The organism is Spirillospora sp. NPDC047279 (assembly GCF_040643285.1).
Lineage (GTDB): Bacteria > Actinomycetota > Actinomycetes > Streptosporangiales > Streptosporangiaceae > Spirillospora.
This window is the reverse complement of record NZ_JBEYUA010000003.1, coordinates 399,401-416,153: the sequence shown is the minus strand read 5'-3', so window position 1 is coordinate 416,153 and position 16,753 is coordinate 399,401. Positions and strand designations below refer to the sequence as shown.

Below are 16,753 nucleotides of genomic sequence, written 5' to 3'. Positions count from 1 at the left end.
GAACGTGCAGCGCTTGCAGGACCGGGTCGCCGTCGTCACCGGCGGGGCCAGCGGCATCGGCCTGGCCACCGCCCGGCGGTTCGCCGCCGAGGGCGCCCGGGTCGTCGTCGCCGACCTCGACGAGCCCGCGGGCAAGGCCGCCGCCGAGGCGGTGGGCGGCCTCTTCGTCAAGGCGGACGTCACGTCCGAGGACGAGGTGAAGGCGCTCTACCGGGCCGCCCACGAGGCGTACGGCCGCGTCGACATCGCGTTCAACAACGCCGGGATCTCCCCGCCGGACGACGCCTCGATCCTGGACACCGGGCTGGACGCCTGGCGGCGCGTCCAGGACGTCAACCTGACCAGCGTCTACCTGTGCTGCAAGCACGTGATCCCCTACATGCGCGAGCAGGGCAGGGGCTCGATCATCAACACCGCCTCGTTCGTCGCGGTCATGGGCGCCGCCACGTCCCAGATCTCCTACACCGCCTCCAAGGGCGGCGTCCTGGCCCTGTCGCGCGAGCTGGGCGTGCAGTTCGCCCGCGAGGGCATCCGGGTCAACGCCCTGTGCCCCGGCCCCGTCGACACCCCGCTCCTGCGGGAGCTCTTCGCCAAGGACCCCGAACGCGCCGCCCGCCGCCTCGTCCACGTCCCCCTGGGCCGGTTCGCCGACGCCACCGAGATCGCCGCCGCCGTCGCCTTCCTGGCCTCGGACGACGCCTCGTTCATCACCGCCGCGGAGTTCCTGGTGGACGGCGGGATCTCGGGCGCCTACGTGACCCCCGTCTAGGCCCTCGCGGGCGGTGGTAAAGGGGGGAAAGGCGCTGCTAGCCTTGCTCGAAAGCCGATGATCCCGCGCGGGAGAGTGCCCTGGCAGCCGGCCAGGGACGCCGAAGGAGCAAATCCTCCCCGGAACCTCTCAGGCCCACGGACCGCGCGGACCAGGCGACCTCTGGAAAGCGGGGACCAAGAGTCCCCCGCCGAAGGTGAAAGCCCCTCGGGGTGAAGCTCTCAGGCGCCGATGACAGAGGGGGAGGCACCGACGACGCCCGGTGCGCGGGTGGGACGATCGAGATCACGCGCGCCCGCGAACAAGGAGCCGACCCATGCCCGCCAAGAAGACGCCGCTGTACGACGTCCACGAGGAGCTCGGGGCCAACCTCGTCGACTTCGCCGGCTACCTGATGCCACTGCGGTACGCCAGTGAGACGGCCGAGCACGCCGCGGTGCGCGGCGGCGCGGGCCTCTTCGACCTCTCGCACATGGGCGAGATCTTCCTGCACGGCCCCCAGGCGGGCGCCGCCCTCGACCACGCGCTGGTCGGCAACCTGTCCCCGATGAAGGTCGGCAAGGCGCGCTACACGATGATCACCGCCCCGGACGGCGGGGTGCTGGACGACCTGATCGTCTACCGGCTGGCCGACGAGACCTGGATGGTCGTCGCCAACGCGGCCAACGTGGCCGTCGTCCGCGACGCCCTGACCGAGCGGGCCGCCGGCTTCGAGGCACGGGTGAACGACCTGTCCGACGCGTACGCGCTGATCGCCCTCCAGGGGCCGCGGGCCCAGGAGATCCTGGCCGCGTTCACCGACGCGCCGCTGCCGGATCTGAAGTACTACGCGATCTTCGCCTCGAAGGTCGCCGGGGTGGACGCCCTGCTGGCGCGGACCGGCTACACCGGCGAGGACGGCTTCGAGCTCTTCGTCGACGCCGGTGACGCGGTGGCGGTGTGGAAGGCCCTGGCCGCGGTCGAGGGCGTGGTGCCGTGCGGCCTGTCGTCCCGCGACACCCTGCGGCTCGAGGCGGGCATGCCGCTGTACGGGAACGAGCTGACCGCCGAGACGTCCCCCTACGAGGCGGGCCTCGGCCGCGTCGTCAAGCTGGACAAGCCCGGCGACTTCGTCGGCAAGGCCGCCCTCGCGGCCCAGGCCCAGACGCCGCCCGGCCGCACCCTCGTGGGACTGGTCGCCCGCGGCCGCCGGGCGCCCCGCAAGGGCTACACGGTCGTCACGTCGGACGGCACGCCGTGCGGCGTCGTGACGAGCGGCGCTCCGTCGCCCACACTGGGCAGGCCGATCGCCATGGCGTACGTCGACAGCGGCGTCACGGAGACCGAGCTCGCGGTGGACGTCCGCGGGCGGCAGGAACCTGTCGACGTCGTCAGCCTGCCGTTCTACAAGCGTTCCTGACACCTTTCGACCGAGATCCGAGAAGAGAGAGAAACGATCGTGAGCGTTCCGGAGCAGCTCCGTTACAGCGAAGAGCACGAATGGGTGTCCGGCCTGGACGGGGAGGGAGGCATCGTCACGGTCGGGATCACCCAGCACGCCGCCGACGCCCTCGGCGAGATCGTCTACCTGGAGCTGACCTCCAGCGAGGGAGACACCGTCGAGGCGGGCGAGACCTGCGGCGAGGTCGAGTCGACCAAGTCGGTCAGCGACCTGTACTCGCCGGTCAACGGCGAGATCACCGCGATCAACGCCGCGGTGATCGACGAGCCCAAGGTCATCAACGACGACCCGTACGGTGAGGGCTGGATCTTCAAGGTCCGCGTCAGCGACGAGCCGGGCGACCTGCTCGACGCCGAGGCCTACACCAAGCTGATCGAGGAGAGCTAAGTATGACCACCCTGTACGACTCGCTGGCATCGGCGGACCCCGAGGTCGCCGAGGCGGTCGCCCAGGAGCTGAACCGGCAGCAGTCGACCCTCGAGATGATCGCGTCCGAGAACTTCGCGCCCGTCTCGGTCCTGGAGGCCCAGGGGTCGGTCCTCACCAACAAGTACGCCGAGGGCTACCCGGGCAAGCGTTACTACGGCGGCTGCGAGTACGTCGACGTCACCGAGCAGCTGGCCATCGACCGCGCCAAGGCGCTGTTCGGCGCCGAGCACGCCAACGTCCAGCCGCACAGCGGGGCGCAGGCCAACACCGCGGTCTACTTCGCGCTGCTCAAGCACGGTGACACGATCCTGGGCCTCGACCTGGCGCACGGCGGGCACCTGACCCACGGCATGCGGCTCAACTACTCGGGCAAGACGCTCAACGTGGTGCCCTACCACGTACGCGGCGAGGACGGCCTGGTCGACATGGACGAGGTCGCGTCCCTGGCCGCCGAGCACCGGCCCAAGATGATCGTCGCCGGCTGGTCGGCCTACCCGCGGCAGCTCGACTTCGCCGCGTTCCGCGAGATCGCCGACTCGGTCGGCGCCCTCCTGATGGTCGACATGGCCCACTTCGCCGGCCTGGTCGCCGCGGGCCTGCACCCGTCGCCCGTCCCGTACGCCGACATCGTGACCACCACCACGCACAAGACGCTCGGCGGTCCGCGCGGCGGCCTGATCCTCGCCCGCGAGGAGTACGGCAAGAAGATCAACTCCGCGGTCTTCCCCGGCATGCAGGGCGGCCCGCTGGAGCACGTGATCGCGGCCAAGGCGGTGGCGCTCAAGGTCGCCGCGTCCGACGAGTTCAAGGTCCGCCAGCAGCGCACCGTCGAGGGCGCGCGGATCCTCGCCGAGCGCCTGCTCGCCGAGGACACCGCCAAGGCGGGCGTCAAGGTCCTCACCGGCGGCACCGACGTTCACCTGGTCCTGGTCGACCTGGTGGACTCCGAGCTGACCGGCCGCGACGCCGAGGACCGGCTGCACGACATCGGCATCACGGTCAACCGCAACGCGGTGCCCAACGACCCGCGTCCGCCGATGGTCACCTCCGGCCTGCGCATCGGCACGCCCGCGCTGGCCACCCGGGGCTTCGGCGCCGACGACTTCCGCGAGGTCGCGGACGTCATCGCGCTCGCCCTCCAGCCGTCCTTCGACGCCGCGGCCCTCTCGGCCCGGGTCAAGGCCCTGGCCGACAAGCACCCCCTGTACCCCAACCTGTAGTCCGTGGCTCCCCGCCGGGTCTCCGGCGGGGAGCGGCTACAACGAGGTAGCACCCATGGCGATCAGCGTCTTCGACCTCTTCAAGGTCGGTATCGGCCCCTCCTCCTCCCACACCGGCGGCCCGATGGCCGCCGCCCACCGCTTCGCCCGCGGCCTCGACCGCGACGGCGTCCTGGAGAAGGCGGCCACCGTCCAGGTGGTCCTCTACGGCTCCCTGGGCCTCACCGGCAAGGGCCACGGCAGCGACAAGGCCGTCATGCTCGGCCTGGAGGGCGACAAGCCCGAGCTCGTCGACGTCGACACCGCCGACACCCGCGTCGCCGCGATCCGCGAGTCCGGGACGCTCACCCTCTTCAAGCACCACGCCGTCCCGTTCGTCGTCAACGAGCACCTCGTGTTCGAACGCAAGAAGTCGCTCCCCGGCCACCCCAACGGCATGCGCTTCACCGCGTTCTCCCACGACGGCACCGAGCTCCGTTCCAAGGTCTACTACTCCGTCGGCGGCGGCTTCATCGTCGACGAGAACGCCACCGGCGCCGACCGCATCAAGCCCGACGACACCGTCCTCCCCCACCCCTTCGACACCGCCGCCGAGCTCCTCCAACGGTGCCACGACACCGGCCTGTCCATCCCGGCCCTCATGCTGGAGAACGAGAAGGCCTTCGGCCGCACCGAGACCGAGATCAAGCGGGACCTCATCCACCTCTGGCACGTCATGCAGGACTGCGTCATCCGCGGCTGCTCCCGCGAGGGCCTCCTCCCCGGCGGCCTCAAGGTCCGCCGCCGCGCACCCCAGCTGCACCGCCAGCTCACCTGCGAGGAGCCCTCCGACCCCCTGCACGCGATGGACTGGGTCACCCTCTTCGCCCTCGCCGTCAACGAGGAGAACGCCGCCGGAGGCCGCATCGTCACGGCCCCCACCAACGGCGCCGCCGGCATCGTCCCCGCCGTCCTGCACTACTACGCCAAGTTCGTCCCCGGCGCCTCCGACGAGGGAGCCGTCCGCTTCCTCCTCACCGCCGCCGCGATCGGCGTCCTCTTCAAGCAGAACGCCTCGATCTCCGGCGCCGAGGTCGGCTGCCAGGGCGAGGTGGGCTCCGCCTGCTCCATGGCCGCCGCCGGCCTCACCGAGGTCATGGGCGGCACCCCCGAGCAGGTGGAGAACGCCGCCGAGATCGCCATCGAGCACAACCTGGGCCTCACCTGCGACCCCATCGGCGGCCTCGTCCAGATCCCCTGCATCGAGCGCAACGCCATCGGCGCCACCAAGTCCATCAGCGCCACCCGCATGGCCCTCCGAGGCGACGGCCGCCACTTCGTCAGTCTCGACAAGGCCATCAAGACCATGCGCGACACCGGTCGAGACATGCTCGACAAGTACAAGGAAACAAGCCGAGGCGGCCTAGCCGTCAACGTGATCGAATGCTGATCATCAAGGCCCTCCGCTAGAGCTCCGGACCCTCCACCTGGGGCTCCCGGCCCAGACCCAAGCTGTGGGCAAGCCCCCAGACCCCCACCCCTTCAGTACTGCGTCCCCTCAGAACCCGACCAAGCCGCCGTTCTCCGAGGCGCATCCGCTCTCTATGACAAGGGAGACGAGACCGTCTCTATGACAAGGGAGACGAGACCGTGACGAGCGGCATCCCCCGGAAGATCGGGTTCTATGCGCTCCAGGCCGAGGGCATGCGAAAGGTCGCGGTCTACCACTGGACCGATGAGGGAATCGCGCTCGAGATCCTCGACGAGAGGTGGGAACGGATGGCGCGCGAGTATTACTCAGAGGGGATTCTGCTCCATCGAATCGGCGCGATGGTGACGGCCGAACACCCCGATCTGTTCATGGAGGCGCTCACCGAGCCACGCAACATGACCTACTACGACTTCCGCCCCGAACCCTGAACACCGCCACAACCCCGCTGGCGGCTTGTCGGTACCGGTCAACCAGACGGCATCACGGTGAGCAGGTGCTCCCTGGCGTCGCGAATCTCGGGGACGCGGGCCCAATGCGCGGATGTCTCCAGGATGTCCGCCGCGCGCTTGTTCACGCGTGCGGAGGAAACCAGGGGAAGTGCTCTGGCCAGTTCGGCCATGCGATCGGCCGCGAAGGCTGGATCAGCTGCTCGTAGGGCAGTTTGAATCTGGCGGCCGAGATACTGCGCTTGGAAGACCGGAGACCACTGCCCGATCACTTCGGCGGCCTCGCCGAGTAGTGCACCGGCCTCTCGGAAGACGCGCAGGTGTCCAAGCCCGATGGCCACGTCTCCTACCAGTGCGGCGCGTTCAAAGGTGGAGAGGCCAGGAACGGAACGGGCGTCATCCAGAGCTGAGCGAGAAGACTCGCCATGACCCGCAATCAGCGCCAAGGAGCGTCCTAGGCGCATGTTCAATGATGCGCGCTGGCCGGCCGTGAGGTCGGAGAGCTTAAGGCCGCGCCGGGCATAGGCAGCCGCTCGGGCGAAGTCGCCCCGGTAGAGACTGATCCGGCTCAGACCGTCATAGGCGCGTGCTTGCGCGTCTCGATTGCCTACCAGAGTGGCAAGCCGCAACGAGAGGGCCTCGGCATGGTCTGCGGCGGAGAGTTTGTCGGCGTCGTAAAGCACGAGCGCGGATTGATTGGCGAGAGCAGATGCGGCGTTCTGGAGAGCCGCGTCACTACCAGCGGAGAGCGCCTTTTCGATACGGGTCACGTGGGCGCCGGCCGCTGGAACGAGCGGGACGCCTCCGAGGTCGTAGCGGCTGCGGGCCAGAGACTCGGCCACCGTGTCGAGATAGGCGGGATCGCGATAAGGAGAGGTCCGTGGTCCCGGCACAAAGATCACGGATGCGGCTGCGGCCATGAACTCTCTGCGCTCCACAGGGCCCTCCGCTCGGGGCGATATGCGTACTTCCCAGCCTACGCGGGCGAGTAGGCCGATGGCCTTGGTGACCGTTGTGTCCTTTATCCCCCGCGAGACCTCGGATACCCAACCTTGGGAAACGCCCAGCTCACGTGCTAGCTGGGTTTGAGACCAACCGTTGGCCTCCATGATCATTTGGAGGGCTTCGGGGAGGGTGCGAACTTCCATCGGCGTCCCTATCGCTCTCAGCGATGCGTGCTCTATCGCTGAATGGTCCTGGTGGCGACTATACGGAGCGTCACTGATGGAGGCGGCGGCGGAAAGCCGATCGTCAAGAGGGTCAGACGGCCCCGGGCCGGTGGGTGAACACCGGGGGTTCCGGGGCCTGACCGGACAACGGAGGTCCGGCTATCGGCAAGGTACAGGATAAGACGAGGCGGGCGCCTGACTCGACGGGCGTGAGGTCGGCTACTGGGCGTGCGCCGTATGTGCGGGTGGATCTGTCACCCATGGCAGCGGAGGTCGGCCGGGCGCGGCGAGTTGTCGGGCAAGCCCTCAGCGAACTCGGTTTCGCCGCTCTGATCGATGACGGCGAGTTGATCGTGTCCGAGCTGGTCACCAACGCCGTCAGGACCACAGCAGAGGTACGGCCACAGGACCGGATCATTCTGGTGCTCTCTGTAGACCACGGGTGCCCTGTGGTCGGACCCGGACGACGACTGAGCGAATCAGTTGGGCCGACCTGCCGGGAGCTGTCCGGGACCGTGTTCAGGAGCACACGGGCCGAGTCCTGGACAGCCATCCGGCAGGCGGCGACCGATCCGACATCACGGCCGCCCTGGACACCGAGACCGGACCGGTGTTCATCAAGGGGGCCAACGGCGGGATCTTCGCCCGTTCCCTGCACAACGAGGCCAACGTCACCCCCTATGTCGCCGGGATCTCGCATCGCCTCCTGCGGCGAATCGAGTCAGACGGCCGGACCGTGCTCGGCTTTGAGCACGTCGACGGGCGTCACGCGGACTATTCGCCCGGCTCTCCAGACCTGGACCTTCTTCGGGTCGCCTTGGCGCGACTCCAGCAGGCCCCCTCCCCAAGGGGGTGACCAAGGGAGTTGAGCGTCAGTACGGGGGCTTGGAGGCCATCACCGGTGACTGCCTGCTTCACACAGATCTGCACTCCGAGAACGTGATCATCACGCCGGCACGGGCTGACATCATCGGCGCCTGCGGACTCGCCGGCGATCACGAGGCGGTCGGTGCCGAACTCGGTGGCCGACGTGGCGATCAGCTGGCGGGCCACGTTCTCGATGTCCTCGGCGGCCGCGGGGTGGGGGTTCTCGGGGGCGAGGCGGTAGCCGACGCTGACCACTGCGAGGTTGGCTGACTCGGCGAGGTCCCACAGGCGGACGTCCTGGCCTGCGGCGCTGCCGAACGTCCAGCCGCCGCCGTGGGCGTGCAGGAGGACTCCGCGGATGTCGGCGGGACGGAAGATCCGGACGGGGACGCCGCGCATGGTCTCGTCGGTGCCCTCGGGGAGGCGGACGGGGGCGGGGAAGACTCCCTCGCCCTGCTCGCGGCGGCGGCGTGCCTCCACGGGGCCGATCTCGGAGAGCTTCGGCTCGGCGGCGGTGATCGTGGCCAGCCTGGCGTTGAACGCGCGGGTCTCCTCGGCGGTGTCGGCTCCCGTGGTGATCACTGAGTTCGTCATGACCGCAGTCTCCCCCGGCCCGGGATGATCTCGGTCGGTACAGTGCGGGCATGGCGGAACTACGGGAGCGGATCCTCGCTGAGCTCGGCGTACGGGCGGTCATCGAGCCCAAGGAGGAGATCCGGCGAAGGGTCGACTTTCTCAAGGACTTCCTGCGGTCGACGCCGGCCAAGGGGTTCGTGCTGGGGATCAGCGGCGGCCAGGACAGCACGCTGACCGGCCGGTTGTGCCAGCTGGCCAGTGAGGAGCTGCGCGCCGAGGGGCACGACGTCACGTTCGTCGCGGTGCGGCTGCCGTACGGGGTGCAGGCCGACGAGGGGGACGCGCAGATCGCGCTGAGGTTCATCCGTCCCGACCGGTCGATCACGGTGAACGTCAAGCCGAGCGCGGACGCCGTCGCCGCCGAGTCTGCGCTCGGCCTCAAGGAGCTGCTGGGCGACGAGCCGCGGCTGCGCGACTTCGTCCGCGGCAACATCAAGGCCCGGGAACGCATGGTGGTCCAGTACTCGATCGCCGGGCAGCTGGGCCTGCTCGTCGTCGGCACCGACCACGCGGCCGAGGCGGTGACCGGCTTCTTCACCAAGTACGGCGACGGCGGTGTGGACGTCACGCCGCTGACCGGGCTGACCAAACGCCAGGGCGCCGCGCTGTTGCAGGAGCTGGGCGCGCCGCCGAGCGTCTGGGAGAAGGTGCCGACCGCCGACCTCGAGGACGAACGCCCCGCGCTCCCCGACGAGCTGGCCCTCGGCCTGAAGTACGCCGAGATCGACGACTATCTGGAAGGCGTCGACGTCACCCCGGAACTGGCGGCGAAGGTCGAGTCCGTCTTCGTGGCGACGCGGCACAAGCGCACCGTTCCGGTCACCCCGCTCGATGACTGGTGGCGGGACGCCCGCTGATCAGTCGCGGTCGTTCAGGCGGGCGGCCAGGGTGTCGCGCTCGGCGCGGAGGGCCGCCAGCTCGTGTTCGAGCTCGATGATGCGCCGGATGGCGGGGAGGGTCATGCCCTCGCCCACCATGCCGACGACGTGCTGGACCTGGCCGATGTCGTGGCGGCTGTAGCGGCGCTGACCGCCCGCCGACCGCTGGGGCGACACGACCTGGTGCTCGTCGATGCGGCGCAGGAAGGCCTGCTGGACGTCGAGCATCGAGGCGACCTGGCCGACGGTGAAGAGCGGGGCGTGCTCGTCCTGGAGGGGATCGGTCAAGGGGCGGCTCTCCTCTCGTGGGAAAGGCCCGGCCGGGAGGAGCCGCGGCCGGGCCTTCCGCGCCGTCAGCGGTGGATGGCCTTGGGCCCGTCGCCGCTGTGCTGGATCTCGATCTTGCGGGGCTTGGCCCGCTCGAGCACCGGGATGCGGACGGCGAGGACGCCGTTGTCGTAGGCGGCCTCGATCGCGTCGGCGTCGAGGTGCTCGGACAGGTAGACGCGCCGGGTGAACGTGCCCATGGTGCGTTCGCGAACGAACAGCCGGTCGTTCTCGGCGTACTCCTCCTCGCGGCGGGCGCTGACCGTCAGCACGCCGCGGTCCACGGTGACCTCGACCGAGGCGGGGTCGATGCCGGGAAGGTCGAAGCGCAGCACCACGTCGTCGGCGCGCCGGACGCCGTCCATCGGCATCGCGGCACCGGCGGCGGTCTGCCGGGTCAGCTGGTTGAACTGACGCTCGAACTCCTGCACGAACGGGTCGATCGACGTCAGCAACATCGTTCATCACCTCCGAAGATCGGGACTTTTCGCCCGAAAGAGAACCTGCAATCAGATTTATAGGTTTCATGTCCCTGGGTTGTCAAGTCTTCTGCGCGACGTCATCCGTCGGCGCGAGTCCCTCGGCGCTCGTGCCGGGAAGTGGTAGCACTGGAGGCATGCTGTCGCTGTCGCGGGTCGTGGTGCCGGCCGTCCTCCTGCTCGCCGCTCTGACGGCATGCGCGTCGGACGGAGACCGGGATCCGGCGTCGGCCACCGCCGGAACGCCGCCCGCCACCTCGGCGACGGCCCCGGGTACGTCGGCACCGGCTGGAGGCAAGGTGGTTCTGACTGAGAAGGACAGCGGGAAGACGGTGGCGTTGCACGGGGAGCCGGTGAGCATCCGGCTGAGCAACGGGTGGGTGTGGCAGGAGCCGCGGGTGCAGGGTGGGGCCGTGCGGCTCGACCAGGTCAACTACCTGGTCGATCCCGGGTATACGGAGTGGGTCGTCAATCCGGTGCGGGCGGGGGCGGCGACCGTGCACGTTCAGGGGTTGCCCAAGGAGGCGGACCCCGGCAAGAGCCAGGGTCCGCTCGACGTGACGTACAGCTTCAACGTGACCTAGGGCGCCAGCCAGGCGGTGGTGTCCGGGGGAAGGATTCCGTTCTCCACGGGGGCGCTGGTGAGGATCGGGGTGCCGGGTGGGAGCTCTACGGGGGTGGCCCCCAGGTTGACGGCGCAGGTGAACGTGTCGCCGCGGGTGAACGTGAGGACGTCCGGGGCGGACGGGAGCCAGGTGAACGGGGTGCCCGCCAGGTCGCGGCGCAGGCGCAGGCCCTGCTGGTAGAGGGCGTGCATCGAGCCGGGGTCGGCGGTCTGGGCTTCGGCGGTGAGGTCGCGCCAGGCGGCGGGCTGGGGCAGCCAGGGGTCGCCGCCGAAGCCGAACGGGGGTGCGTCGCCCGCCCACGGGAGGGGGACGCGGCAGCCGTCGCGGCCCCGGTCGGTGTGGCCGGAGCGGCGCCAGATGGGGTCCTGGAGGAGGTCGGTGGGCAGGTCCTCGACGTCCCAGAGGCCCAGCTCCTCGCCCTGGTAGACGTACACGCTGCCGGGCAGGGCCATCGCCAGGAGGGCGGCGGCGCGGGCGCGGCGGGTGCCGAGGGCCAGGTCGGTCGGGTCGCCGTGGCGGCGGTCGTCCAGGGAGAACGAGGTGTCGGCACGGCCCATGCGGGTCACCGGCCGGGTCACGTCGTGGTTGGAGAGCACCCAGGTGGCCGGGGCGTTGATCGGGGTGTGGGTGGCGAGGGTCGTCTCGATGTTGCGGCGGAGGGCGGGCTCGTCCCACGGGCAGTTGAGGAAGTCGAAGTTGAACGCGGTGTGCATCTCGTCGGGCGCCAGGTAGGCGGCGAAGCGGTCCTGGTCGGGGAGCCAGATCTCGCCGATGAGCGCGCGGTTGTCGTAGGAGTCGGCCACCCGCCGCCACTCGCGGTAGATCTCGTGCACGCCGTCGCGGTCGGTGTAGGGGTCCAGGCCGTCGGGCTCGGCGTCGGGGTCCTTGACCAGGACGGCGGCCGAGTCGATGCGGATGCCGTCGGCGCCGCGGTCGAACCAGAAGCGCAGGATGTCGAGGAACTCCTCGCGCACCTCCGGGTTGCTCCAGTTGAAGTCGGGCTGCCCGGGGTCGAAGAGGTGCAGGTACCACTCGCCGTCCGGGACCCGCGTCCAGGCCGGGCCGCCGAAGATGGACTGCCAGTCGTTCGGCGGTTCGTCGCCCCGGCCGGGCCGGAACCAGAAACGTTCGCGGGACGGGGCGCCGGGGCCGTCCCGCAACGCCTGCTTGAACCACGCGTGGTGGTCCGAGCCGTGGTTGGGGACGATGTCGATGATGATGCGCAGCCCCCGCTCGTGCGCCTCGCCGATCAGCTTCTCCGCCTCGGCCAGCGTCCCGAAGACCGGGTCGATGTCGCGGTAGTCGGCCACGTCGTAGCCCCCGTCCACCATCGGCGAGGGGTACCAGGGGGTGATCCAGAGCGCGTCGACGCCGAGCTCGGTCAGGTAGGGCAGGCGGGCCCGCAGCCCCGCCAGGTCGCCGATGCCGTCGCCGGTGCCGTCCGCGAAACTGCGCAGGTAGACCTGGTAGATCGCGGCGTCGCGCCACCACGCGGTGAAAGCGATTTCGGGCATGCTGAAGAGACTCCTTAACGAATGAAACGGCTGCCCTGGGTCAGCCCTTCAGGCCGCCGGCCGTGAGACCGGCCATGATGTGCCGCTGGAAGAGGAAGAACAGGATGATGGCCGGGATGCTCGAGATCACCAGGGCCGCGAGCAGGATGTTCTCCGGTGTCTGGTTGGACAGGGACGAGATCGCCACGCTGACGGTCATCTTCTCGGTGTCGGGCAGGACGAGCAGCGGCCAGATGAAGTCCTTCCACACGCCGACGACCGCGAAGATCGAGACGACGGCGAGGATCGGCCGCGAGATCGGCATGATGACCGACCAGAGCACCCGCACCGAGGAGGCGCCGTCGATCTGCGCCGCCTCCAGCAGCTCGGTCGGTATCGAGTCGAAGAACCGTTTGAGCAGGAAGATGCCGAACGCGTTGGCGGCGGCCGGGAACCAGATCGCCATCGGGGTGTTCAGCCAGTTGACGTGCAGGATCGGCACGTCCTTGACCGTGAGGTACATGGGCACGAGCAGCACGGTCGGCGGCACCATGAGCGTCGCCAGCATCAACGCGAGCACGGTCTTGCCCAGCACCGGCCGCAGCTTGGACAGCGCGTAGGCCGCCGGGACGCAGATCGCCATCTGCAACGCCCACGCGCCCGCCGCGTACCACAGCGTGTTCAGCAGGAACCGGCCCAGCGACAGCCGGTCCCAGGCCTCCTTGTAGATGCCGGGGTCGGGGTCGGCCGGGAAGAGGCTCGGCGGCGTCTGCGCCAGCTCGCCCGACGACTTCATCGCCCCGGTCACCATCCAGTAGAGCGGGAAGACGAACACCGCCGTGAACAGCACCAGGACGAAGATGAGAACGGTCCAATAGATCACCTTGCCGCGCGGCGTGCCGAGCTGCCGGGGCGAGACGAGGGTGCGCGGCGGCGCGGCCTTGGCGTACCCGCGGTCCGCTCGGCGGCGCCGTGGACCGGCCCGCCGCCGACCGGACGGGCGCGCGGTGAGGGTCGACATCGGCTGGCTCCTCTCGTTCAGGCTCGGTCGTCGCGGGTGACGCGCAGGTACGCGGCGGAGAACACCATCAGGACCAGCATCAGCATCAGGCCGAGGGCGCTGCCGCCGCCGTAGCTGTTGAAGTTGAACGCGTACTGGTACATCAGGTAGACGACGCTGACCGTGGCGTCCTCGGGGCCGCCGCCGGTGAGCAGGTACGGCTCGACGAACACCTGCATGGTGGCCACGACCTGCAGGAGCAGCATCACCAGCAGGATCAGCCGGGTCTGCGGGATGGTGACGTGCCAGACGCGCCGCAGCAGCCCTGCGCCGTCCAGCTCGGCCGCCTCGTACAGCTCGCTCTGGACGCTCTGCAGCGCGGCCAGGTAGATCAGCGTGCCGCTGCCCATGTTCATCCAGGTCGCCACGATGACCAGCGAGATCAGCGCGGTGCTGGTCGAGTCGAGCCAGCTCAGCGTGGGCAGGTGCACCGCCCCGAGGATCTGGTTGAAGAGCCCGGGCCCGGGGTCGTAGAACCACTTGAACAGCAGCACCGCGACCGCGGGCGGCAACATCACCGGCAGGTAGACGACGAAGCGCAGGTAGGCGCGGGCGTGCCGGAGCTCGTTCAGCACGATCGCGGTCACGAACGGCAGCACGAACCCGCACAGCAGCGCCAGCAGGGTGAACGTGATCGTGTTCTTCCAGGCGGCGCCGAACGCGGGGTCGGAGGTGACCCGCTCGAAGTTGTCCAGGCCGACCCACTCCGACTCCCCGACGAAGTTGGTCTTCTGGAAACCGAGCAGTCCCTGCCGGATGATCGGGTACCAGGAGAAGACCGCGAAGCAGATCAGCGCTCCGCACAGGAAGCCGTACGCGGACAGGTTGCGCCGTGCACCCCGCGGCAGCCCGCGCCGGCGGGGCCGCCGGGTGCGCTCGGGCACCGGCGGCCGCCGCGCGGCGCTCTTGAGGGTGGTGACCACGGGTCAGTTCGCCCGCAGCAGGATGTTGTTGACCTTCTTCTCGGCGTCCGCGAGCAGCTGGTCGATGTTGGCGTCCCGCCTGGTCAGGACGGCCGACATCACCGTGTCGAGGGTGGCGTAGATCTCCTGCGCGTTCGGCGGCTCCAGCTTGCCGGGGATGCCGGTGACGGCGGCCTGGTAGGGCTTGTAGTTGGCGACGGGGACGTTCGCCGACTTGGCCCGCAGGTCCTGGTCGGTGGCGGCGGTCCGGCCCTGGTAGAAGTTGGGCTGCGGCAGCCCGACGGCCCGCTTGTTGGCGGCGGCCCGCACGTAGTTGAACTGGCCCTGGCCGGGCGTGAGCGCGTAGTACTCCAGCCACAGCAGGCCGGCCTTGATCTTGGCCGGGGACGCCTTGACGTTGAACATGTAGCCGTCGCCGCCCAGCAGGGTGCCCTTGGCCTCGGGCATCGGCGCCAGGCCGTAGTCCTCGTACTCGGCCTGGAACTGGTCGACCAGCGCGGTCACCTCGTCGGGCGCCGACACGTACATGCCGACCTTGCCCGCCGCCATCATGCGCTGCACGTCGGCGCCCTGGAGCAGCTGCTTGGTGCCCATGGAGTCGTCGGTCCAGCGCATCTGCTGGAGGTTCTGCAGCACGGCCCTGCCCTGCGGGCTGTTGAACGCGGCCTTCTTGCCGTCGGCGGTGACGACCTCGCCGCCCTGGCCGTAGATCTCGGTGGTGAAGTGCCAGCCGCCCTGGTTGCCGGCGCTGAGCTCGGCGAAGCCGACGGTGCCGTTGCCCAGGCCGGAGATCTTCTTGGCGTACTCGCGCGCCTGCGCCCAGGTGGTGGGCGGCCGGTCGGGATCGAGCCCGGCCTTCGTGAAGAGCGACCGGTTGTAGATCAGGCCCATCGCGTAGTTCTGCCGGGGCAGGCCGTAGAGCTTGTCGCCGTCGGAGTACAGCTGCTTGACCGAGGGGATCAGGTCGGGGAACTGCTTGATCGAGCCGGTGTACTTGCTGATGTCGGCGGCCTGGCCGGACTCGACGACCTTGCGGACGTCGGTGAAGTAGGTGTAGAAGACGTCCTCCATCTGGCCGCCGGCGAGCTTGGCCGTGAACGTCTTGGGGTCGGCGCACGGGAACGGGTCCTTGCCGACGACCGTGATGTTGGGGTGCAGCTTCTGGAACGCGGCGACGTCCTCCTGCCACTCCTTGCGCTGCGCCGGCTGGCTCTTGGCCGGCATGCAGCCGACCGTGATCGTGACCTTCTCGTCCACGGCGCCCGAGGCGTCGCCCTCTTTGTCGTCACCGCCGCCGCCGCAGGCGGCGGCGGTGAGCGCGAAGGCCGCGAGCACGGTCGTGAACTTTCGGAGTCTCCTCGTCGGAGGGCTCATGGGGGTGGTCCCTTTCTCGCGGGCGGCCGGGGCAGGCCACCTCGAACCGAAAGCCGGGGTGCACGATCCGGTGCGAGAACGATAGAGCGACGCACATCACACTGCAAGACTCTGAATAGAATCCTGCAAAAAATCGACAGTCAGCGCCCCGTGGGAGCCGGACCCGTGGACCCGCGGACCACCAGCTCGGGCTCGAAGAGGAGCTCCTCGTCGACGGCCTTGGAGCCGTCGATCTGCCGGCCGAGCAGCGTCACCGCGGCGCGGCCCATCGCCTCGATGGCCTGCCGCACCGTGGTCAGCGGCGGGTCGACGCAGCTCATCAGCGCCGAGTCGTCGAAGCCGACCACCGACACGTCGCCGGGCACCTTGAGCCCCGCCCGCCGGACCGCCTTGATGGCGCCCAGCGCGAGCGGGTCGCTGCCGCAGATGACCCCGGTGATCCCCAGCGCGAGCAGGCGCGCCGTCGCCGCCTGCCCGCCCTCCAGCCCGAACAGCGCGTGCTCCACCGGTGCCCGCCCGCCGGCGGAGACCTTCTCGAACGCGGCCACCTTGCGGCGCGAGGGCATGTGGTCCTCGGGCCCCACGACCAGGCCGATCCGCTCGTGACCGAGGGACCGCAGGTGGCCGTGGGCCTGCTCCACCGCGACGGCGTCGTCGGTGGAGACGCGGGGGAAGCCGAGGTCCTCGATCGCCGCGTTCACCAGCACGACCGGCATGCCGCGCTCGCGCAGCAGCCGGTAGTGGTCGTGCGAGGCGTCGGCCTCGCCGAACTGGCCGCCCGCGAAGACCACGCCGGACGCCTGCTGCTCGAGCAACAGCTTGACGTAGTCGGACTCGGAGAGGCCGGCGACCGTGCGCGTGCACAGGACGGGGGTGAAGCCGAGCTGGGCGAGGGTGCCGCCGACCACCTCGGCCAGCACGGGGAAGATCGGGTTCTGCAGTTCGGGGAGGACCAGGCCCACCAGCCGGGCCCGGTCGCCGCGCAGTTGCGTGGGCCGTTCGTAGCCCAGCACGTCGAGCGCGGTCAGGACACCGGCCCGGGTCGCCTCGGAGACCCCCGGCTTGCCGTTCAGGACCCGGCTGACCGTGGCCTCGCTGACACCGGCCTTGCGCGCGACGTCCGCCAGTCTTCGTGACATGGTGAA

General features: G+C 69.7%; 17 protein-coding genes and 1 riboswitch. Of the genes, 8 read left to right on the top strand and 9 right to left on the bottom strand.

Features of this window, described 5'->3' with window-relative positions:
• The first annotated feature begins 4 nt into the window (after positions 1-4).
• The 6 genes from ABZ810_RS09150 (at position 5) to ABZ810_RS09125 (ending at position 5,758) form a co-directional block, all read left to right on the top strand.
• Positions 5-769: a 3-oxoacyl-ACP reductase gene (locus tag ABZ810_RS09150; RefSeq protein WP_358401226.1), complete on the top strand. Its 765-nt coding sequence runs from the start codon at positions 5-7 to the stop codon at positions 767-769.
• 58 nt (positions 770-827) lie between these two features.
• Positions 828-924: riboswitch (glycine riboswitch) on the top strand.
• Positions 925-1,085: 161 nt separating this feature from the next.
• Positions 1,086-2,168 (top strand): glycine cleavage system aminomethyltransferase GcvT, encoded by a 1,083-nt coding sequence (gene gcvT, locus ABZ810_RS09145; RefSeq protein ID WP_358401223.1) that lies wholly within the window; start codon positions 1,086-1,088, stop codon positions 2,166-2,168.
• 39 nt (positions 2,169-2,207) lie between these two features.
• Entirely contained in the window at positions 2,208-2,597 is a 390-nt protein-coding gene (gcvH, locus tag ABZ810_RS09140; RefSeq protein ID WP_358401220.1) for a glycine cleavage system protein GcvH, read from the top strand.
• A 2-nt stretch (positions 2,598-2,599) separates the two neighbouring features.
• Positions 2,600-3,859, top strand: coding sequence for a serine hydroxymethyltransferase (gene glyA, locus ABZ810_RS09135; RefSeq protein ID WP_358401218.1), 1,260 nt, complete (start codon positions 2,600-2,602; stop codon positions 3,857-3,859).
• Positions 3,860-3,914: 55 nt separating this feature from the next.
• Positions 3,915-5,288: an L-serine ammonia-lyase gene (locus ABZ810_RS09130; protein WP_358401216.1), complete on the top strand. Its 1,374-nt coding sequence runs from the start codon at positions 3,915-3,917 to the stop codon at positions 5,286-5,288.
• Between the two features lie 200 nt (positions 5,289-5,488).
• On the top strand, positions 5,489-5,758 hold the full coding sequence (locus tag ABZ810_RS09125) for a hypothetical protein (RefSeq protein WP_358401213.1): 270 nt from the start codon (positions 5,489-5,491) through the stop codon (positions 5,756-5,758).
• A gap of 38 nt (positions 5,759-5,796) precedes the next feature.
• Here ABZ810_RS09125 and ABZ810_RS09120 read toward each other — a convergent pair whose 3' ends face one another.
• Both ABZ810_RS09120 and ABZ810_RS09115 read right to left on the bottom strand, forming a co-directional pair.
• Positions 5,797-6,714: a hypothetical protein gene (locus ABZ810_RS09120; protein ID WP_358401211.1), complete on the bottom strand. Its 918-nt coding sequence runs from the start codon at positions 6,712-6,714 to the stop codon at positions 5,797-5,799.
• Between the two features lie 1,005 nt (positions 6,715-7,719).
• Positions 7,720-8,406 carry an alpha/beta hydrolase fold domain-containing protein gene (locus tag ABZ810_RS09115; protein ID WP_358401208.1) on the bottom strand — a complete coding sequence of 229 codons (687 nt, stop codon included), beginning with the start codon at positions 8,404-8,406 and terminating at the stop codon, positions 7,720-7,722.
• Positions 8,407-8,456: 50 nt separating this feature from the next.
• Here ABZ810_RS09115 and nadE point away from each other — a divergent pair, with 50 nt between their 5' ends.
• Positions 8,457-9,305: an ammonia-dependent NAD(+) synthetase gene (gene nadE, locus ABZ810_RS09110; protein WP_358401205.1), complete on the top strand. Its 849-nt coding sequence runs from the start codon at positions 8,457-8,459 to the stop codon at positions 9,303-9,305.
• On the opposite strand, the gene ABZ810_RS09105 is transcribed toward nadE, so the two are convergent.
• Together ABZ810_RS09105 and ABZ810_RS09100 are read right to left on the bottom strand one after the other, a co-directional pair.
• A complete protein-coding gene (locus ABZ810_RS09105) occupies positions 9,306-9,614 on the bottom strand; it encodes a MerR family transcriptional regulator (RefSeq protein WP_358401202.1) in 309 nt (102 codons plus the stop codon).
• A 65-nt stretch (positions 9,615-9,679) separates the two neighbouring features.
• On the bottom strand, positions 9,680-10,111 hold the full coding sequence (locus ABZ810_RS09100; protein ID WP_358401199.1) for an Hsp20/alpha crystallin family protein: 432 nt from the start codon (positions 10,109-10,111) through the stop codon (positions 9,680-9,682).
• Positions 10,112-10,269: 158 nt separating this feature from the next.
• On the opposite strand from ABZ810_RS09100, the gene ABZ810_RS09095 reads away from it, so the two are divergent.
• Complete coding sequence (locus ABZ810_RS09095) at positions 10,270-10,716, top strand: hypothetical protein (protein ID WP_358401197.1); 447 nt, start codon at positions 10,270-10,272, stop codon at positions 10,714-10,716.
• On the opposite strand, the gene ABZ810_RS09090 is transcribed toward ABZ810_RS09095, so the two are convergent.
• The 5 genes from ABZ810_RS09090 to ABZ810_RS09070 form a co-directional block, all read right to left on the bottom strand.
• Positions 10,713-12,272: a glycoside hydrolase family 13 protein gene (locus ABZ810_RS09090; RefSeq protein ID WP_358401194.1), complete on the bottom strand. Its 1,560-nt coding sequence runs from the start codon at positions 12,270-12,272 to the stop codon at positions 10,713-10,715. The genes ABZ810_RS09095 and ABZ810_RS09090 overlap by 4 nt on opposite strands.
• Before the next feature lie 40 nt (positions 12,273-12,312).
• Complete coding sequence (locus tag ABZ810_RS09085) at positions 12,313-13,272, bottom strand: carbohydrate ABC transporter permease (protein ID WP_358401191.1); 960 nt, start codon at positions 13,270-13,272, stop codon at positions 12,313-12,315.
• 17 nt (positions 13,273-13,289) lie between these two features.
• Positions 13,290-14,234 (bottom strand): sugar ABC transporter permease, encoded by a 945-nt coding sequence (locus tag ABZ810_RS09080; RefSeq protein WP_358401188.1) that lies wholly within the window; start codon positions 14,232-14,234, stop codon positions 13,290-13,292.
• Positions 14,235-14,237: 3 nt separating this feature from the next.
• Positions 14,238-15,608, bottom strand: coding sequence for a sugar ABC transporter substrate-binding protein (locus tag ABZ810_RS09075; protein ID WP_358401185.1), 1,371 nt, complete (start codon positions 15,606-15,608; stop codon positions 14,238-14,240).
• 140 nt (positions 15,609-15,748) lie between these two features.
• A complete protein-coding gene (locus ABZ810_RS09070; protein WP_358401182.1) occupies positions 15,749-16,747 on the bottom strand; it encodes a LacI family DNA-binding transcriptional regulator in 999 nt (332 codons plus the stop codon).
• Positions 16,748-16,753: the final 6 nt, after the last annotated feature.